This is a genomic window from Streptomyces sp. NPDC002734 (genome assembly GCF_040295685.1).
GTDB lineage: Bacteria > Actinomycetota > Actinomycetes > Streptomycetales > Streptomycetaceae > Streptomyces.
In genome coordinates, this window is sequence record NZ_JBEOVU010000001.1 from 131373 (window position 1) to 151099 (window position 19727).

A 19727-nucleotide genomic window follows, 5' to 3' on the forward strand; every position below is an offset into this window, starting at 1 on the left:
GTCCGTGAGGTCCACCGAAAAGCTTTCGAAAGTTTCGAAGGCGAACAGTGAATTCCGGCCTCTCAGACGGCCGGTGGGGCCGTGCTGCTGCGCACCACCAGGCTCGTCGCCAGCTCCATGCGCGCTCCCGCGGTCGGCTTCTCCTCGCGTCCCAGTTCGAGGACCATCCGGGTCGCCGCCTCGGCCATCTCGGTCAGCGGCTGCCGCACGGTGGTCAGCGGCGGACCCACCCAGCGGGCCACCGGCAGGTCGTCGAAGCCCACCACGCTCAGGTCGTCGGGGATCCGCAGACCGAGCTCGCGGGCCGCCTCGTAGAGGCCCAGCGCCTGCAGGTCGTTGCCGGCGAAAACGGCCGTGGGCCGGTTGTCGCGGCGCAGCAGGTCCAGGCCGAGCCGGTAGCCCGCCTCGTGGTGGAAGTCGCCGTCCAGGATCAGACCGGGGTCGACGGCCAGCCCCGCGGTCTCCAGGGCGGCCCGGTAGCCGTCCACGCGGGCGCGGGCGCACATCATCCGGGTGGGGCCGCTGATGGCCCCGATCCGGGTGTGGCCGAGCTCCACCAGGTGGCGGGTGGCGGAGAGGCCGCCCTGCCAGTTGGTGGCGCCCACCGAGGGCACCTCCGCCCCCGGGTCGCCGGCCGGGTCCATCACCACGAACGGGATCGACCGGCTGGTCAGCAGCGTGCGCTGGCCCTCGTCGAGCCCGGACAGCACCAGGATCACGCCGTGCGGCCGCCGCGCGGCCACCTGGTCCGCCCAGCTGCCGCCCGGCGTGTGACGTCCGGCACTCTCGGAGAGCACCACGCTCAGGCCCGCGCGGCGCGCGGCCCGCTCGACGCCGCGGATGACCTCCATGGCCCAGGCGCTCTCCAGCTCGTGGAAGACGAGCTCGATCAGCGGGGACCGGGAGGCGTCCGCGCGACGCCTGCGGTAGCCGTGGCTGCGCAGCAGGCGTTCGACGCGCGAGCGGGTGGCTGGGGCCACGTCGGCCCTGCCGTTGAGAACTTTCGAAACTGTTGGCGCGGACACACCCGCCGCCCGCGCGATCTCGGCAAGCGTCGCTGTGCGTCCCTGCCGGGGCACGGAAGGGGTTTCGGCGGATTCCGGTGAGGTCATGGTTCGGGATCGTATATCTGCCCAGGGTCTTGACGAACCCCTCTGACGCGCTTAGGTTCCCAAAACATTCGCGGCAACGATCGAAAGCTTCGGAGGAAGCCCCCCAAGCGTCCCCACACCTCGGTGCTGTGAGTCACACACAGGGCATCTCCCCCAAATCGCCCTGAAACCGTAGATTTGCGGTCAACGAAGACCGCTTCCCCCGAGGAGTACTTGTCCATGGAGCACCTCAGCAGGCGTTGGTTCCTGGGCGTCAGCGGCGCCACTCTGCTCACCGCCGGCCTCACCGCGTGCGGCTCCGGCGACGACAGTGGCGAGGACGGCAAGGGCGGACCGCTCACCGCCTTCGTCTGGGGTGACGATGCCGCCAGGATCCAGGAAGACGCGATCAAGCGCTTCAACACCTCCCCGGCCGCCAAGAAGACCAACGGCACGATCAAGCTGCAGCGCATACCGGGCAGCGACTACCCCGCCAAGCTGCGCACCGCCATGGGCTCGCCCAGCGCGCCGGACCTGTTCTTCAACTGGGGCGGCGGCTCGATCAAGGCGTACGTCGACGAGAACCAGCTCATCGACCTGCACGACATCATCGAGTCGACTCCTGAGCTGAAGAACGGCTTCCTGCCGTCGATCATCCAGTCCGGAGCCCTCGACGGCCGCCCGTACGGCATCCCGATGCGCGGCATGCAGCCCGTCCTGCTCTTCTTCAACAAGAAGGTCTTCAAGGAGAACGGCCTCCAGGCCCCCACCACCTGGGACCAGCTCCTGGAGACCAACAAGAAGCTGAAGGCCCGCGGCATCCAGCCCTTCGCGCTCGGCGGCGCGGACAAGTGGACCGAGCTCATGTGGGTGGAGTACCTGGTGGACCGCATCGGCGGCCCCGAGGTCTTCCGCAAGATCCAGAACGGCGACGCCGCCGCCTGGGGCGACCCGGCGGTGCTGCGCGCGGCCGAGGAGATCGAGAAGCTGATCGACGGCGGCGCCTTCGGCAAGGGCTTCAGCTCCGTCCAGTACAACAACGGCGGCGCCTCCGCCCTGCTCGCGCAGGGCAAGGCCGCCATGCACCTGATGGGCTCCTGGGAGTACTCCACCCAGCTCGGCAAGTTCAAGAAGTTCGCCGAGAAGGACCTGGGCTGGATCGCCTTCCCCGAGTACACCGGCGGCCAGGGCGACATCAAGAACGTCGTGGGCAACCCGACCAACTACTGGTCGCTCAGCGCCGCCACCAAGAACCGGGACGCGGCGATCGCCTTCCTCAAGACCTGCGCGTCGGAGGAGTACGCCAAGGCGCTGGTCGCCAACGGCGACATCCCCACCACGTCCAACGCGGGCGCGCTGCTCGACGCCTCCCCCAACCCGGAGTTCGCCAAGTTCCAGTACGGACTGGTCCAGGACGCCCCGGCGTTCACCCTCAGCTGGGACCAGGCCGTCAAGCCGGAATGGCAGACGCCGATGCTCACCGAAATCGACAAGCTCTTCCTGGGCCAGTCCTCGCCCAAGGAGTTCGTCAATGCACTGAAGGGGCTCAAGTGACCTATCCGGTCACCAAGTCCGCCGCCGCAGCGCCCAAGGGCGACGTCCGGGCCACCCGTGTGGGTCGCCCGAACGCGTCCTGGGCGCTGCCCGGCGTCTTGTTCTTCACGTTCTTCGCCGTCGTTCCGATGGCGCTGGCCGTCTACCTGTCGTTCACCGACTGGAACGGCCTCGGGGATCCGGGCTTCGTCGGCCTGGAGAACTGGAAGAACCTGTTCACCGATCCAGAACTGATCCACTCCCTGCTCGTCACCGTGCTCCTCACGGTGGTCAGCTGGGCGTTCCAAACCGTGATCTCCCTGCTCCTCGGAGTGTGGGCGGCGGGCAAGCAGCGCAACCGCGCGGTGCTCTCGGCGATCTTCTTCGTGCCGTTCCTGCTGTCCTCCACGGCGATCGCGCTGCTCTTCTTCGCCCTGCTCGACCCGAACTACGGCGTCATCAAGGGCGACACCCTCGGCACCACCTCGGGCGCCTTCCTGGCGATCGTGTTCGTCGGCGCCTGGCAGTTCATACCGTTCCACACCCTGATCTACCAGGGCGGCGCCCGTCAGATACCCGAGGTCCTGTACCAGGCCGCGGCGATCGACGGGGCGAGCGGACTGCGCCAGTTCTTCTCCATCACGCTGCCCCAGCTGCGCCACACGATGGCCATGTCCGGTGTGCTGATGGTGGTGGGCTCCCTGACCTACTTCGAGACCGTCCTGATCCTCACCCAGGGCGGCCCCGGCACCGACACGAAGATCCTGCCCTACCTCATGTACGAAGCCGGTTTCCGTTCCTACGACTACGGCTACGCGAGCGCCGTCGCCACCTTCCTGGTGATCGCCGCCACCGGCCTGTCGCTGCTGCTGATCCGTCTCACGGGCTTCGGCAAGATGAACAGCGTCCGGGAAGGGATGTGACCGCCATGTCCCACCGCAGCAACGCCCTCGCGTCGTCCGGCCGCCGACACCGGACGAAGCGCTCCAACCCGATCGCCGGCCTGGCGTCCTTCGTCTGGCTGCTGATCGTGCTGATCCCGCTCTACGCGATGATCACCACCTCGCTGGCCGGCCCGGAGGAGGCGGTGGGCCGCAACGCCCTCACCCCGCCGAAGAACCCGACGCTGAACAACTACAGCCTGGTCCTCGACTCGGGCTTCTCGCACTACCTGTGGAACACGACGCTGACCGCGATCGGTGTGGTCGTCATCGTGGTCTGCCTCTCGGTGCCGCTGTCCTACGTCGCGGTCCGCAACCGCGGCTTCTGGTCCGGCAGCGCCTTCCGGCTGTTCCTCCTCGGCGTGGCCATCCCGGCCCAGGCCGTGGTGGTGCCGCTGTTCCTGCTGATCACCAAGCTGGACATCTACGACACCCTCTGGGCGATCATCCTTCCGACCGCCGCGTTCGCCATGCCGGTCTCGGTCCTGGTCCTCACCGGCACCCTCCGCGACATCTCGGAGGAGTCCTACGAGGCCATGGCCCTGGACGGCGCCTCCCCGACCCGGATGCTCTTCCAGCTGGTGATCCCCCTCGCCAAGGGCGGCATCAGCACGGTGATCATCTACTCTGCGCTGCAGGCCTGGAACAACTTCCTGTTCGCGCTGATCTTCACCCAGTCCGAGGAGCCTCGCGTCCTCACCCTGGGCCTTTACAACTACGTCAGCCAGTTCGGGGTCAACATCCCCGCGCTGCTGGCTTCCGTCGTCCTTTCCGGCGTGCCGATCTTCGTCGTTTACCTCGTGGCCCGACGGGCCCTGGTGAGCGGGTTGATGGGCGTCGGCGGCAAGTAACACCTTTCCCTCAGGAGCATCATGACCGCCCCCTGGCGTGATTCCGCACTTCCCGCCGAAGCCCGTGTCGAGGATCTTCTCTCCCGGATGACCCTGGAGGAGAAGACCGCACAGCTCTACGGAGTGTGGGTCGGCGCCTCGACGGATGCGGAAGCCGGCGTAGCCCCGCACCAGCACGAGATGGCCACCGACTGGGACTGGGACGAGGTGATCTCCCACGGCCTCGGCCAGATCACCCGTTCCTACGGCACCGCCCCGATCGACCCCGACGAGGGTGCGCGCGCGCTCGCCCGCGCCCAGCGGACGATCATGGCGGCCAACCGGTTCGGCATACCCGCCGTCGCCCACGAGGAATGCCTGGCCGGCTTCACGGCCTGGGGCGCCACCGCGTACCCGGTGCCGCTCGCCTGGGGCGCCTCCTTCGACCCGGAGCTGGTCGAGGAACTCGGCCGTCGCATCGGCGCCGACCTCGTCGCCGCCGGCGTCCAGCAGGGCCTCGCGCCGGTGCTGGACGTGGTCCGAGACCTGCGCTGGGGCCGGGTCGAGGAGACGATCGGCGAGGACCCGTACCTCGTCGGCACCGTGGCCGCCTCCTACGTCAAGGGCCTGGAGACCGCCGGCATCGTCGCCACGCTGAAGCACTTCGCCGGTTACGCCTCCTCGGCGGGCGCCCGCAACCACGCGCCGGTGCGCGCGGGCGTGCGCGAGTTCGCCGACGTCACGCTGCCGCCGTTCGAGCACGGCCTGCGGCACGGCGGGGCGCGCTCCGTGATGGCCGCGTACACGGAGATCGACGGCGTTCCCTCGCACTCCGACCCCTGGCTCCTGACCGAGCTGCTGCGCGGCACGTGGGGCTTCGAGGGCACCGTCGTCGCCGACTACTTCGGTGTGGGCTTCCTGGAGAACCTTCAGCGGGTGGCCGACGGCCTCGGCGACGCGGCCCGGGTGGCGCTGGAGGCCGGCGTCGACGTCGAGCTGCCGACGCTGCGCTGCTTCGGCAAGCCGCTGATCGAGGAGGTGCGCGCGGGCCGGGCCTCCGAGGACCTCATCGACCGGGCGGCGCGCCGGGTGCTTCTGCAGAAGTGCGAGCTGGGCCTGCTCGACGAGGACTGGTCGCCGGAGCCCAAGGGCTCCCTCCAGCTGGACTCGGACGCCAACCGCGCGCTGGCCCGCCGGATCGCCGAAGAGTCGGTGGTGCTGCTGGCCAACGACGGCGGCACGCTGCCGCTCAGCGCGTCCGGCCCCTCGGCCGTCCGCCGCATCGCGGTCGTCGGTCCGCGGGCCGACGACGCGATGGCGATGCTCGGCTGCTACTCGTTCCCCTCCCACGTGCTGCCGCACCACCCCGAGGTCGCTCTCGGTGTGGAGATCCCCACGGTGCTCGAGGCCGTGCGGAGCGAGTTCCCGGACGCGACGGTGGAGTTCGCCCTCGGCTGCGACACCTCGGAGACGGACACCGCCGGGTTCGCCGAGGCGGCCGCGCTGGCCTCCTCCTCGGACGTGGTCGTGGCGGTGCTGGGCGACCGGGCCGGCCTCTTCGGCCGCGGCACCTCGGGCGAGGGCTGCGACGCCGCCGACCTCGCCCTGCCGGGCGTCCAGGGTGACCTGCTCGACGCGCTGCTGGAGACCGGCAAGCCGGTGGTCGCGGTGCTGCTCACCGGGCGTCCCTACGCGCTGGGCCGCTGGGCGGACCGGCTCGCCGGCATCGTCCAGGGCTTCTTCCCCGGCGAGGAGGGCGGCCCCGCCGTGGCGGGCGTGCTCTCCGGGCGGGTGACCCCGTCCGGCCGTCTGCCCGTCAGCGTGCCGCGCGACCCGGGGGGTCAGCCGTGGACCTACCTCCAGCCGCCGCTGGGCCTGGCCAACGAGATCACCAACCTGGACCCGACGCCGCTGTACCCCTTCGGCCACGGCCTGTCGTACACCGCCTTCGAGTGGGACGGCTTCGAGGCCCCGGCCTCCGGCACGGAGATCGGCACCGACGGCACCTACGAGGTGTCGGCGACCGTCCGCAACACCGGTGACCGGGCCGGCGCCGAGGTCGTGCAGATGTACCTGCACGACCCCGTCGCCACGGTCACCCGCCCGGACGTGCGGCTCGTCGGCTACCAGCGCCTGGAGCTCGCCCCCGGCGAGGCCCGCCGGGTGACCTTCCGGTTCCACGCCGACCTGTCCTCCTTCACCGGGCGCGACAACGTTCGCGTGGTCGAGCCCGGGAAGCTGGAGCTGCGACTCGCCGCCTCCTCGGCGGACGTGCGGCACGTCTTCCCGCTCACCCTCACCGGTGAGACCCGGGTGGTCGGGCACGAGCGCGAGCTGCTCTGCGAGACGGAGGTCACCAAGGTCGGCTAGGCCCTGTCGGCCTCGTCTCCCCCGTCGGCCTCGCAGTAGGCGAACGCCACGCCGCTGATCGGCTCGTCGGTCGGGTTGTCGAAGACGACGCGCCAGCCGTCCTCGTCGAGCCGCTGGGAGACTCCCGGCACCAGGCCCGGCTCGGAGGTCGACCAGCCGCCGGCGACGGCGACCGTGCCGCGCGGGCAGGTGGCGATGCTGACGGCGCTGCCGCCGGCCGGCACGTCCACCAGTTCGCCGGTCACCTCGGTCCAGCCCTCCGGCGTCGCACAGGTACCGCCCCGCGTGATCCCGCGCGGGACGGTACCTGTGCGTGTACCCGCCTGTGCTCCGGCGGCGTCCGCGGCGGGGCGGGCGGCCTCGTCCAGCCGGGCGCCGTCGGGGCGGCCCGTGCCTTCGGGGCGGCCGGCGTCGTCGAAGCCGCCCATGTCGTCGGGACGGCCGGCGTCGTCGGGACGCCCCGTGTCGTCGGGACGGCCGGCGTCGTCGGGGCGGCCGGCGTCCGGCTGCCGGTCGGGATCCGGGAGCGGTCGCTCCCGGCACCTGTCCCACTCGCCGTCGCAGCCGCGCGCCTCCCTGCCGCCGAGGCCCCAGATCGACAGCCACGACGACAGGACGTCGGCTCCCCGGCCGCCGTTCTCCTCCTCGCACCGGTCGCCCGGGCCCGCGGCCGCCGCCGGCCCCGGGCGCGCGGCCTGCCGCGGCTCCGCGGCCACGGCGCCCGCCGCCGCGCTCCACGTCAGCGTGACGGCGAGCGAGGCGGACAGGCCGCCGGTGACCCATGCGGCGCGGCGATGCCGACGCCGTGGCCGTTGCCCTGTGCTCCCGGATGTCATCTGGTCTCCCGCGTCTCGTTCGAGTCGGTCTGCGAGAAAGCTGTGACCCCCGGGGGGCCGGGTCAGTCCTGCCGACTGGGCCGATGGAGGTAATTGGTCATCTGATCGGCCCGGTTGCGTCCCTCGTTCGGCGGACAGGCCGGACCGGTGGTCTCATGCCGCCGAACGGTTGGGGCAGGCGCCGGCTGCGGCCGCGCCCGGCCCCGTCCGCGGGCGGCGCCCCGGTATCGCTCGGGCGGCGCGGCGCGTCTCCGCGCCGCACTCCCCGCACCGGGGCCCCGGCATCATGGCCTCCGCCGCGGATGCCGTCACCGGCGCCTCGGCGGCTGCCGCCACGGCTTCGGCCTCACGCGACGCCTGGTGCAGCGCCGCGGTGGTCGCCGCCAGCACGTCGCGCAGCAGCACCGGTTCGCGATCGCGAGTCGTACTCCGCTCGTCCCACATCGCCGACCCCCTTACGGGCGGCCCGGCACTCGGCCCGGGCCTTCGACAGAACCTCCCAGGATCTTCGCACCCGCCACTGACAACGCCCCCAACACGGAACGAACACCAAGCGAGGCGCCACCCCTCCGCACGGTCGCGGGCAGTCGCGATCCCGCCTCAGCCTGGGCCGCGCTGCGGCGAGGTCACGTGCGGACTGTGCCGTCGGCTTGGGCGGGGTGGTGGGAGCCGCTCGCCGCGGAGGCCGGGGCCTGCGCCCGCCTCCCCCAAGGACTTCGTCCAGGGGGTACCCCCACCCCCAAGCTCTCGGCTTCGCTCGAGCAGGTGGGGGTACCCCCGGACGAAGTCTGGGGGAGCACCCCCATCGCCCCCTGGGCGGCCCAGCCGCCCGCAGCGATGGCAGGCGCGGCCGCCAAGCAAGGGGATGGGGCACTCCGCCCGCGGGACAGCGACGGGCGCGTGGACCGCCGCACGAAGGCGACGGTCCGGGCCCCAAGGGGTCAGGTGAGGCCGAGGCTTTCGAAGCGCCAGCGGTGTGGGGGGCGGGCGGTGAGGGCGTCGGGCGGTGAGGGGAGCTCGGGGAGGGTGTCGTGGAGGGCGGCGTCCCACCAGGTGACGACGAGCACCCGGTCCCCCGGCGCCCGGAACGTCTCCCGCCGCACCGGCTCCCGCGGCAACCCCTGCGCCCGCGCCCAGGCGAGCAGTTCCTCCCCGCGGCCCTCGGCCGCCCGGGCCTCCCACATCAGCGCCACCGTCACGGGTACAGGTTCTCCTTCGACACCTCGTGCACGTGATCGTGCGCGTGCGCGTGCCCGGTCACGTGCGTCTGCGCGTGCCCCTCCGCCCCCTCGGGCGCCGGCACGTGCGGTTCGGTCACCGGCAGCGAGGAGTCCGCGGACAGGTCCCACGCGGACGCGTCCCGCCCGCGCGCCACCATCTCCGCGCCCAGCGCCGCGACCATCGCCCCGTTGTCGGTGCACAGCTTCGGCCGCGGCACCCGCAGCCGGATGCCCGCCGCCTCGCACCGCTCCTGGGCCAGCGCCCGCAGCCGCGAGTTCGCGGCGACGCCGCCGCCGATCATGAGGTGGTCGACGCCCTCGTCCTTGCAGGCGCGCACCGCCTTGCGGGTGAGGACGTCCACCACCGCCTCCTGGAAGGACGCGGCGACGTCACGGACCGGCACCTCCTCGCCCGCCGCCCGCTTCGCCTCGATCCAGCGGGCCACCGCCGTCTTCAGGCCGGAGAAGGAGAAGTCGTAGGCGGGGTCGCGCGGGCCGGTGAGGCCGCGCGGGAAGGAGATGGCGTTCGGGTCGCCCTCCCTGGCGTACCGGTCGATCACCGGGCCGCCAGGGAAGCCCAGGTTGAGCACCCGGGCGATCTTGTCGAAGGCCTCGCCGGCCGCGTCGTCGATGGTGGCGCCCATCGGCCGCACGTCGGAGGTGATGTCGGAGGACAGCAGCAGCGAGGAGTGGCCGCCGGAGACCAGCAGCGCCATCGTCGGCTCGGGCAGCGGCCCGTGCTCCAACTGGTCCACGCAGATGTGCGAGGCCAGGTGGTTGACGCCGTAGAGCGGCTTGCCGAGCGCGTACGCGTACGCCTTGGCGGCGGAGACGCCGACCAGCAGCGCGCCCGCGAGACCGGGTCCGGCGGTGACCGCGATGCCGTCGAGGTCCTTGGCGGTGACGCCCGCGTCCTTCAGGGCCCGCTGGATCGTGGGGACCATCGCCTCCAGGTGGGCCCGGGAGGCCACCTCGGGCACGACGCCGCCGAAGCGGGCGTGCTCGTCGACGCTGGAGGCGACGGCGTCGGCCAGCAGGGTGGTGCCGCGGACGATGCCGACGCCGGTCTCGTCGCAGGAGGTCTCGATGCCGAGGACGAGGGGCTCGTCCCGCAGGTCAGCCATGGTTCCGGGTTCCTTGTGCAGCGGAGGGAGTGACGGCGGTGGGCGCGGAGGCCGGGTCGGTCAGGCGCATGACGAGGGCGTCGACGTTGCCCGGCTGGTAGTAGCCGCGGCGGAAGCCGATCGGTTCGAAGCCGAACCTCTCGTACAGCTTCTGGGCGCGGACGTTGTCGACACGGACCTCGAGCATCACCTCGTGGCACTCGAAGTCGGTGGCGGCGCGCAGCAGTTCGGACAGCAGCCGGCTGCCGAGGCCGGTGCCCTGGTGGCCGGGGGCGACGGCGATGGTCTGGACGTCGCCCTGGTCGCCGGCGGCGGCGAGCCCGGCGTAGCCGGCCAGTTCCCCGGCCGGGGTCTCGGCGACCACGTACCGGCGGGTGGCGCCGGGCCCACGGGCGTGGGCGAGTTCGGACCAGAACATGCCCCGGGACCAGGCGTCCTCGGGGAACAGTTCCTTCTCCAGCGTCAGCACGGGGTCGATGTCCCACCAGCGCATCTCGCGGAGTTCCGCGGCGGGGCCGGGGACGTTCGCCGCCGCGCTCACCGGGGGGTGACCACCTTGTAGTTCTTGGGGACCTGGGCGTCCGGGCGCCGCAGGTACAGCGGGCGCGGGGCCGCGAGCTCCTCGCCGTCGGCCAGCCGCTCGGCGGCGAGCGAGGCCAGCGCGGCGGCGGAGACGTGCTCGGGGCCGTGCACGTCGGGGAAGGCGTCCGGGTAGAGCAGCGCGCCCGCGCCGACCGCGGGGAGCCCGGCGACCTCGTCCGCGAGGTCGGCCGGGCGGTCGACGGCGGGGTCGGTGAGGCGGGTGCGGGAGTCGGCGTAACGCGCCCAGTAGACCTCCTTGCGCCGGGCGTCGGTCGCCACGACGAAGGGGCCGTCGATGTCCGCGGCGTAGGCCAGCCCGTCCAGCGTGCACACGCCGTGGACGGGGACGCCGAGCGCCAGGCCGAAGGTGTCCGCGGTCATCAGGCCGACGCGCAGACCGGTGTACGGGCCCGGTCCGACGCCGACGACGATGCCGGTGACGGCGTCGAGGCCGACGCCCGCCGCACCGAGGACACGGTGGACGGTGGGCAGCAGCAGCTCTCCGTGGCGGCGCGCGTCCACCTGGCTCGACGAGGCGACGACGTCCGTCCCGTCGTGCAGGGCGACGGTGACGGCGGGGGTTGCGGTATCCAGAGCGAGCAAGAGCACGCGAACAGCCTACGGCTCCCCGGGCCCGCGCACGGCCTCGCCGGGCTCCGCGCACCTCCGCTGCTAACGTCTCGCACACGCACGGGTGCGCTGAGTGACGAACGGCGCGAGCGGCGAGGAGTGCGAGTGACGACGAGCGAGGGAGACCGGCGGTGGCGGTCCGCAGCGGGGTGCTGGTGGCGGCGTTGACGGGCGCGGCGCTCACGACGGTGGTGGTGCTCGGGCTTCAGGCCCACGCGAAGGTGCCGCCGGCGCTGCGGTCGCCGGGCGCGCCGGCCGCCTCCCGGGCCGCCGCCCCGCCCCAGCGGCCGGGTCCGCTGGGGCTCCCGGCGCGGTCGGGCGCCGGGGAACGGGTCGTCTATTCGCTGGGGCAGGACCGGGTGTGGCTGGTTGACGCGCGGGGCCGGGTGCGGCGGGTGTTCCGGGTCGTCCCGGGCGCGGTGGACCCGGCGCCCGGCAGGTACACGGTGACCTCGCGTTCGCTGCGGGGGACGGGGGCGGACGGGGCGGCCATCGAGCACGTGGTGCGTTTCGCGAAGGTGCGGGGGGTGGTCGTCGGGTTCAGCGCCTCCCGCGGTGGCGGCCCGGTGGCGGGGTCCCCGGCGCCGGGGACCGGCGGCATCCGCGAGGCACGGCCGGACGGTGCGGCGATGTGGGACTTCGCGGAACTGGGGGCGGGGGTGGTGGTCGTTCCCTAGGCGTCCCCTGTGGCGCGGGGACGCCGGGGCGTCCTGGGGGCGTCGAACGTCCGCACGGGGTTTCCGACACCGCGTCGGGAAGATATTGCGCCGCGACCGGGGGGCGTGGTTAGGTCTACCTAACCACGCCCGTCCTCGGGATGTCAGGAGGCGTCATGCTCTTTCCGGTTGCCGGCCACGGCCGTCCCGATGCCATGGAGCAGCACCAGGGCGGCGCGGGTGCGCGCGGCGCCGGCTCGGTGTCGATGCGGGACCTTCTGGCCTCCTGTGCGGCGGCCCGGGCGGTCTCCGTGCCGCCGGCCCCGGCCGCCCCGGCCACCCGTGAGGGCCGGCCTGCGCGCGAGGCGGCGTAGCCGCGACGTCCGGGGCCGAGCCTCAGGGACAGTGCGATTCCGCCCGCTGCCCCGGGGCCCTGCGCCCTGTTGAGCGAGCCGTCCCGCGGGAACGTGAGGTCCTGCGCGCACCTCCCCCAGACTTCGTCCGGGGGCCCCACCCCCATCGCCCCCGCAGCACAACTGCCCGCCAGGGGGGCAAGGAACGGCCGGTGCCGGGCCCGGTCAGCCGCGGAGGGCGTCCAGGTCGGCGGTGGTCCAGCGGGGGCCCACGGCGGTGACGGTCAGGCGGCGGACGTCGTCGTCGGCGTCGCCGGAGGCGTCCCCCGTGGCGCGGGCGATCAGGATCTGGAGGCGGTCCTCGGTGAGGTCCTCGACCTTGCCCTCGCCCCACTCCACGACGACCACCGACTCCGGCAGCGAGACGTCGAGGTCGAGGTCCTCCATCTCGTCCAGCCCGCCGCCCAGCCGGTAGGCGTCGACGTGGACCAGCGGCGGCCCGTCGCCGAGGGAGGGGTGGACGCGGGCGATCACGAACGTCGGCGAGGTGACCGCGCCGCGGACGTTCAGGCCCTCGCCGAGGCCCCGGGTCATCGTGGTCTTCCCGGCGCCGAGCTCGCCGGTGAGCATCACGAGGTCGCCGGCGCGCAGCAGGCCGGCCAGCCTGCGGCCGAGGTCCAGCATGTCCTCGGCGGAGGTGACGGTCAGCTCCAGCGTCCGCCGGGCGCCGGCCGGCTCACTGGGACCGTGGGGGTTCTGCTCGCTGGGGTCGTGCGGTGCCGCGGGTGCTTCCATGGGACCCCACGGTAGCGGCCCCGGACGGTGCTCCCGCGCGGGCGAGCAGGTCGGCGAGCCGGGCGTTGACGATCTCGGGGTGCTCCAGCATCACCAGGTGGCCGGCGTCCGGGACCCGCACCAGTTCCGCGTCGGGCAGCTCCCGGGCCATCGCCTCGCTGTGGCCCACCGGGGTGACCAGGTCGCCCTCCCCCGCGACGATCAGCACCGGCAGCCCGTGGAAGCGGGCCAGCGCCGCCGTCTTGTCGTGCGCGTCGAAGGCCGGGTAGAACTCGGCGACCACGTCGATCGGCGTGGACTCGATCATCCGCTCGGCGAACCGGGCGACCACCGGGTCGACCTCGGCGGAGGCGAACGAGTAGCGGGTGACGATCCCGGCGAGCACGTCGGCGGTGGCCTGCCGCCCCCGCTCGACGAGGTCCGCCCGCCGCCCCAGCGCCCGCAGCACGCCCGGCAGCAGGCGCCGCACCGCGTTCACCCCGATGGCGGGCAGCCCGAAGTGGACGTCGGCGAGCCCTCCGGACGACGTGCCCACCAGGGCGATCCCGGCGACCCGTTCGCGGACCAGGCCGGGGAACTGCTCGGCCAGCGCCATCACCGTCATCCCGCCCATGGAGTGCCCGACCAGCACCAGCGGACCGGTGGGCGCGGCTGCGTCGATCACGGCCTTCAGGTCGCGGCCCAACTGGTCGATGGTGACCGGCGGCCCCTGCTGGGCGCGGGTGACGCCGCGTCCGGAGCGGCCGTGGCTGCGCTGGTCCCAGTAGACGGCGCGCACGCCGGCGGCGCGCAGGGCGGCGCGCTGGAAGTGCCAGGAGTCCTGGTTGAGGCAGTAGCCGTGGCTGAACACCACCGTCACCGGGGCCGGGCGCACCGCCTGCTCGCGGCGGCCGCCGAACAGCCGGCGGCGGCGCGGCGGCGCCGGCTCGGGCACCGCGACGGGGGCCTCGTCGACCTCGTAGTGCAGGGCGGTGCCGTCCTCGGCGAAGGCGGTGCCCGGGGTTCCGCGCAGGGTGCCGTAGGGGCCGCCGAACTCCAGGGCGAGGCGGGCCCTGCGGCGGACGCCGCCGCCCATCGCGAGCCGCTCGACGACGACCCCGGCGGCCGCGCCCGCGGCGAGCACGCCGATCGCGGCGCCGGCCAGGCCGGTGGGGCGGCGCCGTGCCCGGGGTGCGGGGGCGGTGGCGCCCGTGGCGGCGACCACCAGCTCCGTGACGGTCACCGCCGGGCTCTCCTCGCTCACTCGGCGCTCCCTCTTCTCCGGTCTCCCCGGTTCGTCGCGGCGAACGGCCCGCCGCCGCGTCCGCGCCGCCGGGCCTTCTGCCGTTCGATTACCCGGTGGGGTGCTCGTTCACGTACACGCGGGGCACCCGGCTGCCGATCCGGGTCACGATCTCGTACGCGATCGTCCCGCAGGCCTGCGCCCAGTCCTCGGCGGTGGGCTCCCCCTGGTCCCCCGCTCCGAACAGCACGGCCTCGCTGCCGGTCTCCGGCAGGTCGCCGCCGAGGTCGACCACGAACTGGTCCATGGCGACCCGCCCGGCGACGGTGCGGAGCTTGCCGTCGACCAGCACCGGGCCGGTGCCGGAGGCGTGCCGCGGGATGCCGTCGGCGTATCCGGCCGGGACGAGGCCGAGGGTGGTCCGCCCCGGGGTGACGTAGTGGTGCCCGTAGCTGACGCCGTGCCCGCCGGGCACCTCCTTGACCAGCACCAGGTCCGCGGACAGCCGCATCACGGGACGCAGGCCCAGGTCGGCGGAGGAGCCGAGCTCGGGGGCGGGAGAGACGCCGTAGGTGGCGATGCCGGCCCGGACCAGGTCGAAGTGCGCGTCGGGGCGGGTCAGCAGGGCGGGCGAGTTGGCGATGTGCCGCACCTCCGGGCGGACGCCCTGGGCCTCGGCCTGCCCGACCATCTCGCGGAAGCGGGCCAGCTGGGCGTCGGTGGCCGGGTGGTCCGGCTCGTCGGCGCAGGCGAAGTGCGACCAGAGACCGACGACCTCGATCAGCCCCTCCCGTTCGGCGGCGAGGGCGTCGGCGACCAGGTCCGGCCAGTCGGCGGGCTGGCAGCCGTTGCGGCCGAGGCCGGTGTCCGCCTTGAGGTGCACCCTGGCCGGGCGGCCCTCGGCGCGCGCCGCGTCGGTCACCTCGCGCAGGGACCACGAGGCGCTCACCGAGACGTCCACGTCCGCCGCGATCGCCTCCCGCCAGGGGCCGCCAGGGGCCCACAGCCAGCACAGGACGGGGCCCGGAAGGCCGGCGGCGCGCAGGGCCAGCGCCTCCTCGGGGGTGGCCGTGCCCAGCCACTCGGCGCCCGCCTCCTTGGCGGCACGGGCGCAGGGCACCGCGCCGTGGCCGTACCCGTCGGCCTTCACCACGGCCATCAGGGCGGCGCCGGAGACCCGGGCGCGCAGGGACCGCACGTTGGCGCGCAGGGCGTCCAGGTCGATCTCGGCTCGCACGCGGGGGGTGGTGCGGGGGCGCGGAACACGTTCACTCATGGTCCCCCCAGTCTGACAGAGCCCCTTCCGCCCGCCGGGGAGGGCAGCCCGCGGAGGGACCCGGGCCGTGGGCGACGGAGCGCGGACGACGGTCACGGGCGACGGGAGCGCGGATGGCGGGGCACGGGCGAACGGGAGCCTGGATGGCGGAACACGGGCGGCGGGAGCGCGGATGGCGGTCACGGGCGACGAGAGCACGGACGGCCGGTCACGCGGCGACGGGGCCCCGGACCGGGCCCGCGCGCCGTCGGGCCGGACCCGCCCCGCGCGCCGTCCCGTCAGGTACCGGAGGCGATGTCGCGCCAGACGTCGGGGACGGCGGACGCGACGTCCTGCGCGGCGATCGGCGCCCCCGCGGCCGCGCGCCGCGCGGCCAGCCCGTGCAGGTACGCCCCCACGCTCCCCGCGTCCCGCGCGGACAGTCCCGACGCCAGCAGCGACCCGGTGAGACCGGAGAGCACGTCGCCGCTGCCGGCCGTCGCCAGCCACGGCGTGCCGGTCGGGTTGACCCGCACGGGCAGCGCCGTCCCGTCCTCCCCGGGCGGGGCGGCCACCAGCGTGGTCGCCCCCTTCAGCAGCACCGTCGCCCGGTACCGCCCGGCCAGCTCGCGCGCCGCGGCCAGCCGCGCGGACTCGACCTCGGCCCGGTCGACCCCGAGCAGCGCGGCGGCCTCCCCGGCGTGGGGCGTCAGCAGGGTCGGCGCCGTCCGGGACCGCACCACCTCGGGGTCGGCGAGCCGCAGGCCGTCGGCGTCGATCAGCACCGGCACGTCCGCCTCACCGGCGACCTCCAGCACCTGCGCCACCGTGTCCGCGTCGTCCCCGGCGCCCGGGCCGACGACCCAGGCCTGCACCCGGCCCGCCCGCCTCGGTCCCCCGTCGTTCACCAGCGTCTCGGGGTGGCGCGCGAGCACCGCGTCCCCGGCCGGTCCGGCGTACCGCACCGCTCCGGCGCCGCCGCGCAGCGCGCCCGCCACGGCGAGCACCGCGGCGCCCGGGTAGCGGGTCGACCCGGCGGCGATCCCGACCACCCCGCGCCGGTACTTGTCGCTCTCCGCCCCGGGCCGGGGCAGCAGCCGGGCCACGTCCGCGTGCTGGAGCGCCTCCAGCTCCGGGCGCTCCGGCAGCCACGGGTCCAGCCCGATGTCCACCAACCGCACCGCACCGGCGAGTTCACGCGCCGGGTCGATCAGCAGGGCCGCCTTGTGGGTCCCGAAGGTGACCGTGAGGTCGGCGCGCACCGCGGGGCCGCGCACCTCCCCGGTATCCGCCTCCACCCCGCTCGGCAGGTCCACCGCGATCACCGCGGCGCCGGCCGCGGCCGCCCGCTCCGCCAGCGGGGCCGCGTTCTCCCGCAGGCCGCCGTGGCCGCCGATGCCGACGACGCCGTCCACCACCAGGTCCGCGGCCTCGATCAGGCGCGAGGTCACCGCCTCGGCCGTACTCGCCTCACGACCGCCGGCCCGCCGCAGCGCGGCCAGACCGCCGGGGTGCGCCTTCTCCGGCGCCGTGAGCACGGCCGTCACACCGGCCCCGCGTTTCGCCAGCCGGGCCCCGGCGTACAGGGCGTCCCCGCCGTTGTCGCCGCTGCCGACCAGCAGCACCACCCGGCTGCCGTAGACCCGGCCCGCCGTCCGGCCCAGGACCTGGGCGCAGGCGGCGGCGAGCCCGGCGGCCGCCCGCTGCATCAACGCACCCTCGGGGAGCCGCGCCATCAGCTCCCGCTCGGCCGCCCGTACCGTCTCCACGCTGTAGGCACTCCGCATACGGCGAGTCTTCCCCAGGAATCAGCCTTCCGCGATCACCACGGCCGAGGCGACGCCGGCGTCGTGACTGAGCGACACGTGCCAGGAGCTGACGCCGAGTTCGGCGGCGCGGGCGGCGACGGTGCCGGTCACCCGCAGACGGGGCTGCCCGCTCTCCTCCAGGTACACCTCGGCGTCCCGCCACTGGAGCCCGGGCGGCGCGCCCAGCGCCTTGGCCAAGGCCTCCTTCGCCGCGAAGCGGGCGGCCAGCGAGGCGATGCCGCGGCGCTCACCGCTGGGGAGGGTCAGCTCGCTGTCGCTGAAGAGACGCTGGGCCATGTGGGGGGTACGGGCGAGGGCGGCCCGGAAACGGTCGATCTCGGCCACGTCGATTCCGACGCCAATGATGCTCATGGCCCTCAGACTACGGACGGGGCACACCCCCACTTCCCTCCACCACACACCACCGCGCGGGTCACGCCGCCGCGCCCCTGCGGGCAGGCATGCCGCTGGAGCGCGGGGGCGGGACACCCGTCCGGCTCGCGGGCCAGGACGTGCGGCTCGTGTGTCGCGGAGAACTCTGGGGTCACTCCACGGTGACGGACTTGGCGAGGTTGCGCGGCTGGTCGACCTCGTTGCCCCGCGCGGTCGCGAGCTCGCACGCGAACACCTGGAGCGGAACCGTCGCCACGAGCGGCTGGAGCAACGGCGGTGTCACCGGCACCCGGATCAGGTGGTCGGCGTAGGGGACGACCGCCTCGTCCCCCTCCTCCGCGACGACCACCGTCAGCGCCCCCCGCGCCCGGATCTCCTGGATGTTGGAGACGATCTTGTCGTGCAGCACGGAGCCGCCCCGCGGCGACGGCACGACGACCACCACCGGCACGCCCTCCTCGATCAGCGCGATCGGCCCGTGCTTCAGCTCGCCCGCCGCGAACCCCTCGGCGTGCATGTAGGCCAGCTCCTTCAGCTTGAGCGCGCCCTCCAGCGCCACCGGGTAGCCCACGTGGCGTCCGAGGAAGAGGACCGTGTCGTGGGAGGCCAGCGACCGGGCCAGCTCCCGCACCGGCTCCATCGTCTCCAGCACCCGCTCCACCGCCTGCGCGCTGCGCGACAGCTCCCGCACCTGCTCGCGGATGTCGTCGTTCGACCGGGTGCCGCGCACCTGCCCCAGGTAGAGGGCGACCAGGTAGCAGGCGACCAGCTGGGTGAGGAACGCCTTGGTGGAGGCGACCGCCACCTCCGGCCCTGCGTGGGTGTACAGCACCGCGTCCGACTCGCGCGGGATCGTCGCGCCGTTGGTGTTGCAGATGGCCAGCACCCTGGACCCCTGCTCACGGGCGTGCCGCAGCGCCATCAGCGTGTCCATGGTCTCCCCGGACTGGGAGACGGCGATCACCAGGGCGCGCGGCCCCAGGATGGGGTCGCGGTAGCGGAACTCGCTGGCCAGCTCCACCTCGCACGGCACCCGCGTCCAGTGCTCCACGGCGTACTTGGCGATCATCCCGGCGTGGAAGGCGGTGCCGCAGGCCACGATCACCACCTTGTCGACCTCGCGCAGCTCCTCGGGCGGGATCCGCAGCTCGTCGAGCGACAGCCGCCCGGCGTCGTCCACCCGTCCGAGCAGGGTGTCGGCGACCGCCTTGGGCTGCTCGGCGATCTCCTTGAGCATGAAGTAGTCGTAGCCGCCCTTCTCCGCGGCGGAGGCGTCCCAGTCGATGTGGAACTCCCGCACCTCGGCCGGTTGCCCGTCGAAGCCGGTCACCGTCACCGCGACCGACCCGTCCGCCTCGTCCCGGCGCAGCTCCACCACCTGGTCCTGGCCCAGCTCCACCGCGTCCCGGGTGTACTCGATGAACGCGGCCACGTCCGAGGCGAGGAAGCCCTCGCCCTGGGCCACGCCGGCCACCAGCGGGGAGTTCCGCCGGGCGCCGACCACCACACCGGGTTCCTCCGCCGCGACCGCCACCAGGGTGAATGCCCCCTCCAGCCGACGGCACACCAACCGCATCGCCTCGGCGAGGTCGCCGCACGCGGAGTACTCCTCGGCCAGCAGGTGGGACACCACCTCGGTGTCCGTGTCGGAGGCCAGGCGGTGGCCGCGCTCCTCCAGTTCGGCGCGGAGCACGGCGAAGTTCTCGATGATCCCGTTGTGCACGACGGCGACCCGCCCGGCGTCGTCGAGGTGCGGGTGGGCGTTCACGTCGTTGGGCGCGCCGTGGGTGGCCCAGCGGGTGTGTCCGAGACCGGCGGTGGCCGCCGGGAGCGGATGCTCGCCCAGCTCCTTCTCCAGGTTGACCAGCTTGCCCGCCTTCTTGGCGCTGGCCAGCACGCCGTCGGCGAGGACCGCCACGCCCGCCGAGTCGTAGCCCCGGTACTCCAGCCTCCGCAGCCCCGCCGTCACGACCTCCAACGCCGACTGCCGGCCCACATATCCCACAATTCCGCACATGTCACTCACCCTAGGACGGGCCTGCGGCGGGCGCGGCCGCTCATGGTCCGTTCGGGCCCCGGCACCGGCCC

General features: G+C 73.9%; 19 protein-coding genes. 6 read left to right on the forward strand and 13 right to left on the reverse strand.

Going from position 1 to position 19727, the window contains the following annotated elements; genetic code table 11:
* Positions 1–62: 62 nt before the first annotated feature.
* Positions 63–1112, reverse strand: coding sequence for a LacI family DNA-binding transcriptional regulator (locus ABT026_RS00535; RefSeq protein WP_351110629.1), 1050 nt, complete (start codon positions 1110–1112; stop codon positions 63–65).
* A gap of 219 nt (positions 1113–1331) precedes the next feature.
* On the opposite strand from ABT026_RS00535, the gene ABT026_RS00540 reads away from it, so the two are divergent.
* From ABT026_RS00540 to ABT026_RS00555, 4 genes are read left to right on the forward strand one after another with little or no spacing between them, the layout of a single operon-like run.
* Positions 1332–2645 carry an ABC transporter substrate-binding protein gene (locus tag ABT026_RS00540; RefSeq protein WP_351110631.1) on the forward strand — a complete coding sequence of 438 codons (1314 nt, stop codon included), beginning with the start codon at positions 1332–1334 and terminating at the stop codon, positions 2643–2645.
* Complete coding sequence (locus ABT026_RS00545; protein WP_351110633.1) at positions 2642–3547, forward strand: carbohydrate ABC transporter permease; 906 nt, start codon at positions 2642–2644, stop codon at positions 3545–3547. Before ABT026_RS00540 ends, ABT026_RS00545 begins: the two co-directional genes overlap by 4 nt.
* Positions 3548–3552: 5 nt before the next feature.
* On the forward strand, positions 3553–4416 hold the full coding sequence (locus tag ABT026_RS00550; RefSeq protein ID WP_351110635.1) for a carbohydrate ABC transporter permease: 864 nt from the start codon (positions 3553–3555) through the stop codon (positions 4414–4416).
* An 18-nt stretch (positions 4417–4434) separates the two neighbouring features.
* Positions 4435–6765, forward strand: coding sequence for a beta-xylosidase/alpha-l-arabinosidase (locus tag ABT026_RS00555; protein ID WP_351111001.1), 2331 nt, complete (start codon positions 4435–4437; stop codon positions 6763–6765).
* On the opposite strand, the gene ABT026_RS00560 is transcribed toward ABT026_RS00555, so the two are convergent.
* The 6 genes from ABT026_RS00560 to tsaB all read right to left on the reverse strand — a co-directional run bounded on the left by ABT026_RS00560 (position 6762) and on the right by tsaB (position 11136).
* On the reverse strand, positions 6762–7601 hold the full coding sequence (locus tag ABT026_RS00560) for a hypothetical protein (protein ID WP_351110637.1): 840 nt from the start codon (positions 7599–7601) through the stop codon (positions 6762–6764). The two genes, ABT026_RS00555 and ABT026_RS00560, sit on opposite strands and share 4 nt — an antisense overlap.
* Positions 7602–7754: 153 nt before the next feature.
* Positions 7755–8045 (reverse strand): hypothetical protein, encoded by a 291-nt coding sequence (locus tag ABT026_RS00565; RefSeq protein ID WP_351110639.1) that lies wholly within the window; start codon positions 8043–8045, stop codon positions 7755–7757.
* A gap of 497 nt (positions 8046–8542) precedes the next feature.
* Entirely contained in the window at positions 8543–8800 is a 258-nt protein-coding gene (locus ABT026_RS00570; protein WP_351110641.1) for a hypothetical protein, read from the reverse strand.
* Positions 8797–9945: a tRNA (adenosine(37)-N6)-threonylcarbamoyltransferase complex transferase subunit TsaD gene (gene tsaD / locus ABT026_RS00575; RefSeq protein ID WP_351110643.1), complete on the reverse strand. Its 1149-nt coding sequence runs from the start codon at positions 9943–9945 to the stop codon at positions 8797–8799. The genes ABT026_RS00570 and tsaD overlap by 4 nt, the downstream gene beginning before the upstream one ends.
* A complete protein-coding gene (gene rimI, locus ABT026_RS00580) occupies positions 9938–10438 on the reverse strand; it encodes a ribosomal protein S18-alanine N-acetyltransferase (RefSeq protein ID WP_351111002.1) in 501 nt (166 codons plus the stop codon). Before rimI ends, tsaD begins: the two co-directional genes overlap by 8 nt.
* Before the next feature lie 44 nt (positions 10439–10482).
* Positions 10483–11136 carry a tRNA (adenosine(37)-N6)-threonylcarbamoyltransferase complex dimerization subunit type 1 TsaB gene (tsaB, locus tag ABT026_RS00585; protein WP_351110645.1) on the reverse strand — a complete coding sequence of 218 codons (654 nt, stop codon included), beginning with the start codon at positions 11134–11136 and terminating at the stop codon, positions 10483–10485.
* 152 nt (positions 11137–11288) lie between these two features.
* Here tsaB and ABT026_RS00590 point away from each other — a divergent pair, with 152 nt between their 5' ends.
* Both ABT026_RS00590 and ABT026_RS00595 read left to right on the forward strand, forming a co-directional pair.
* The gene (locus ABT026_RS00590; protein ID WP_351110647.1) at positions 11289–11834 is read left to right on the forward strand and encodes a hypothetical protein; all 546 of its coding nucleotides are present in this window, start codon (positions 11289–11291) and stop codon (positions 11832–11834) included.
* A gap of 155 nt (positions 11835–11989) precedes the next feature.
* Positions 11990–12187: a hypothetical protein gene (locus ABT026_RS00595; RefSeq protein WP_351110649.1), complete on the forward strand. Its 198-nt coding sequence runs from the start codon at positions 11990–11992 to the stop codon at positions 12185–12187.
* Positions 12188–12391: 204 nt separating this feature from the next.
* Here ABT026_RS00595 and tsaE read toward each other — a convergent pair whose 3' ends face one another.
* The 6 genes from tsaE to glmS form a co-directional block, all read right to left on the reverse strand.
* Positions 12392–12961 carry a tRNA (adenosine(37)-N6)-threonylcarbamoyltransferase complex ATPase subunit type 1 TsaE gene (tsaE, locus tag ABT026_RS00600; RefSeq protein ID WP_351110651.1) on the reverse strand — a complete coding sequence of 190 codons (570 nt, stop codon included), beginning with the start codon at positions 12959–12961 and terminating at the stop codon, positions 12392–12394.
* Complete coding sequence (locus ABT026_RS00605) at positions 12903–14204, reverse strand: alpha/beta fold hydrolase (RefSeq protein WP_502967869.1); 1302 nt, start codon at positions 14202–14204, stop codon at positions 12903–12905. Before ABT026_RS00605 ends, tsaE begins: the two co-directional genes overlap by 59 nt.
* Positions 14205–14292: 88 nt before the next feature.
* Positions 14293–15459, reverse strand: a complete 1167-nt coding sequence (gene alr / locus ABT026_RS00610) for an alanine racemase (RefSeq protein ID WP_351110653.1) — start codon at positions 15457–15459, stop codon at positions 14293–14295.
* Between the two features lie 278 nt (positions 15460–15737).
* A complete protein-coding gene (locus tag ABT026_RS00615; protein ID WP_351110655.1) occupies positions 15738–17225 on the reverse strand; it encodes an NAD(P)H-hydrate dehydratase in 1488 nt (495 codons plus the stop codon).
* A gap of 21 nt (positions 17226–17246) precedes the next feature.
* A complete protein-coding gene (locus ABT026_RS00620; RefSeq protein WP_351110657.1) occupies positions 17247–17618 on the reverse strand; it encodes a holo-ACP synthase in 372 nt (123 codons plus the stop codon).
* Between the two features lie 172 nt (positions 17619–17790).
* Entirely contained in the window at positions 17791–19656 is a 1866-nt protein-coding gene (gene glmS / locus ABT026_RS00625) for a glutamine--fructose-6-phosphate transaminase (isomerizing) (RefSeq protein WP_351110659.1), read from the reverse strand.
* Positions 19657–19727 lie beyond the last annotated feature (71 nt).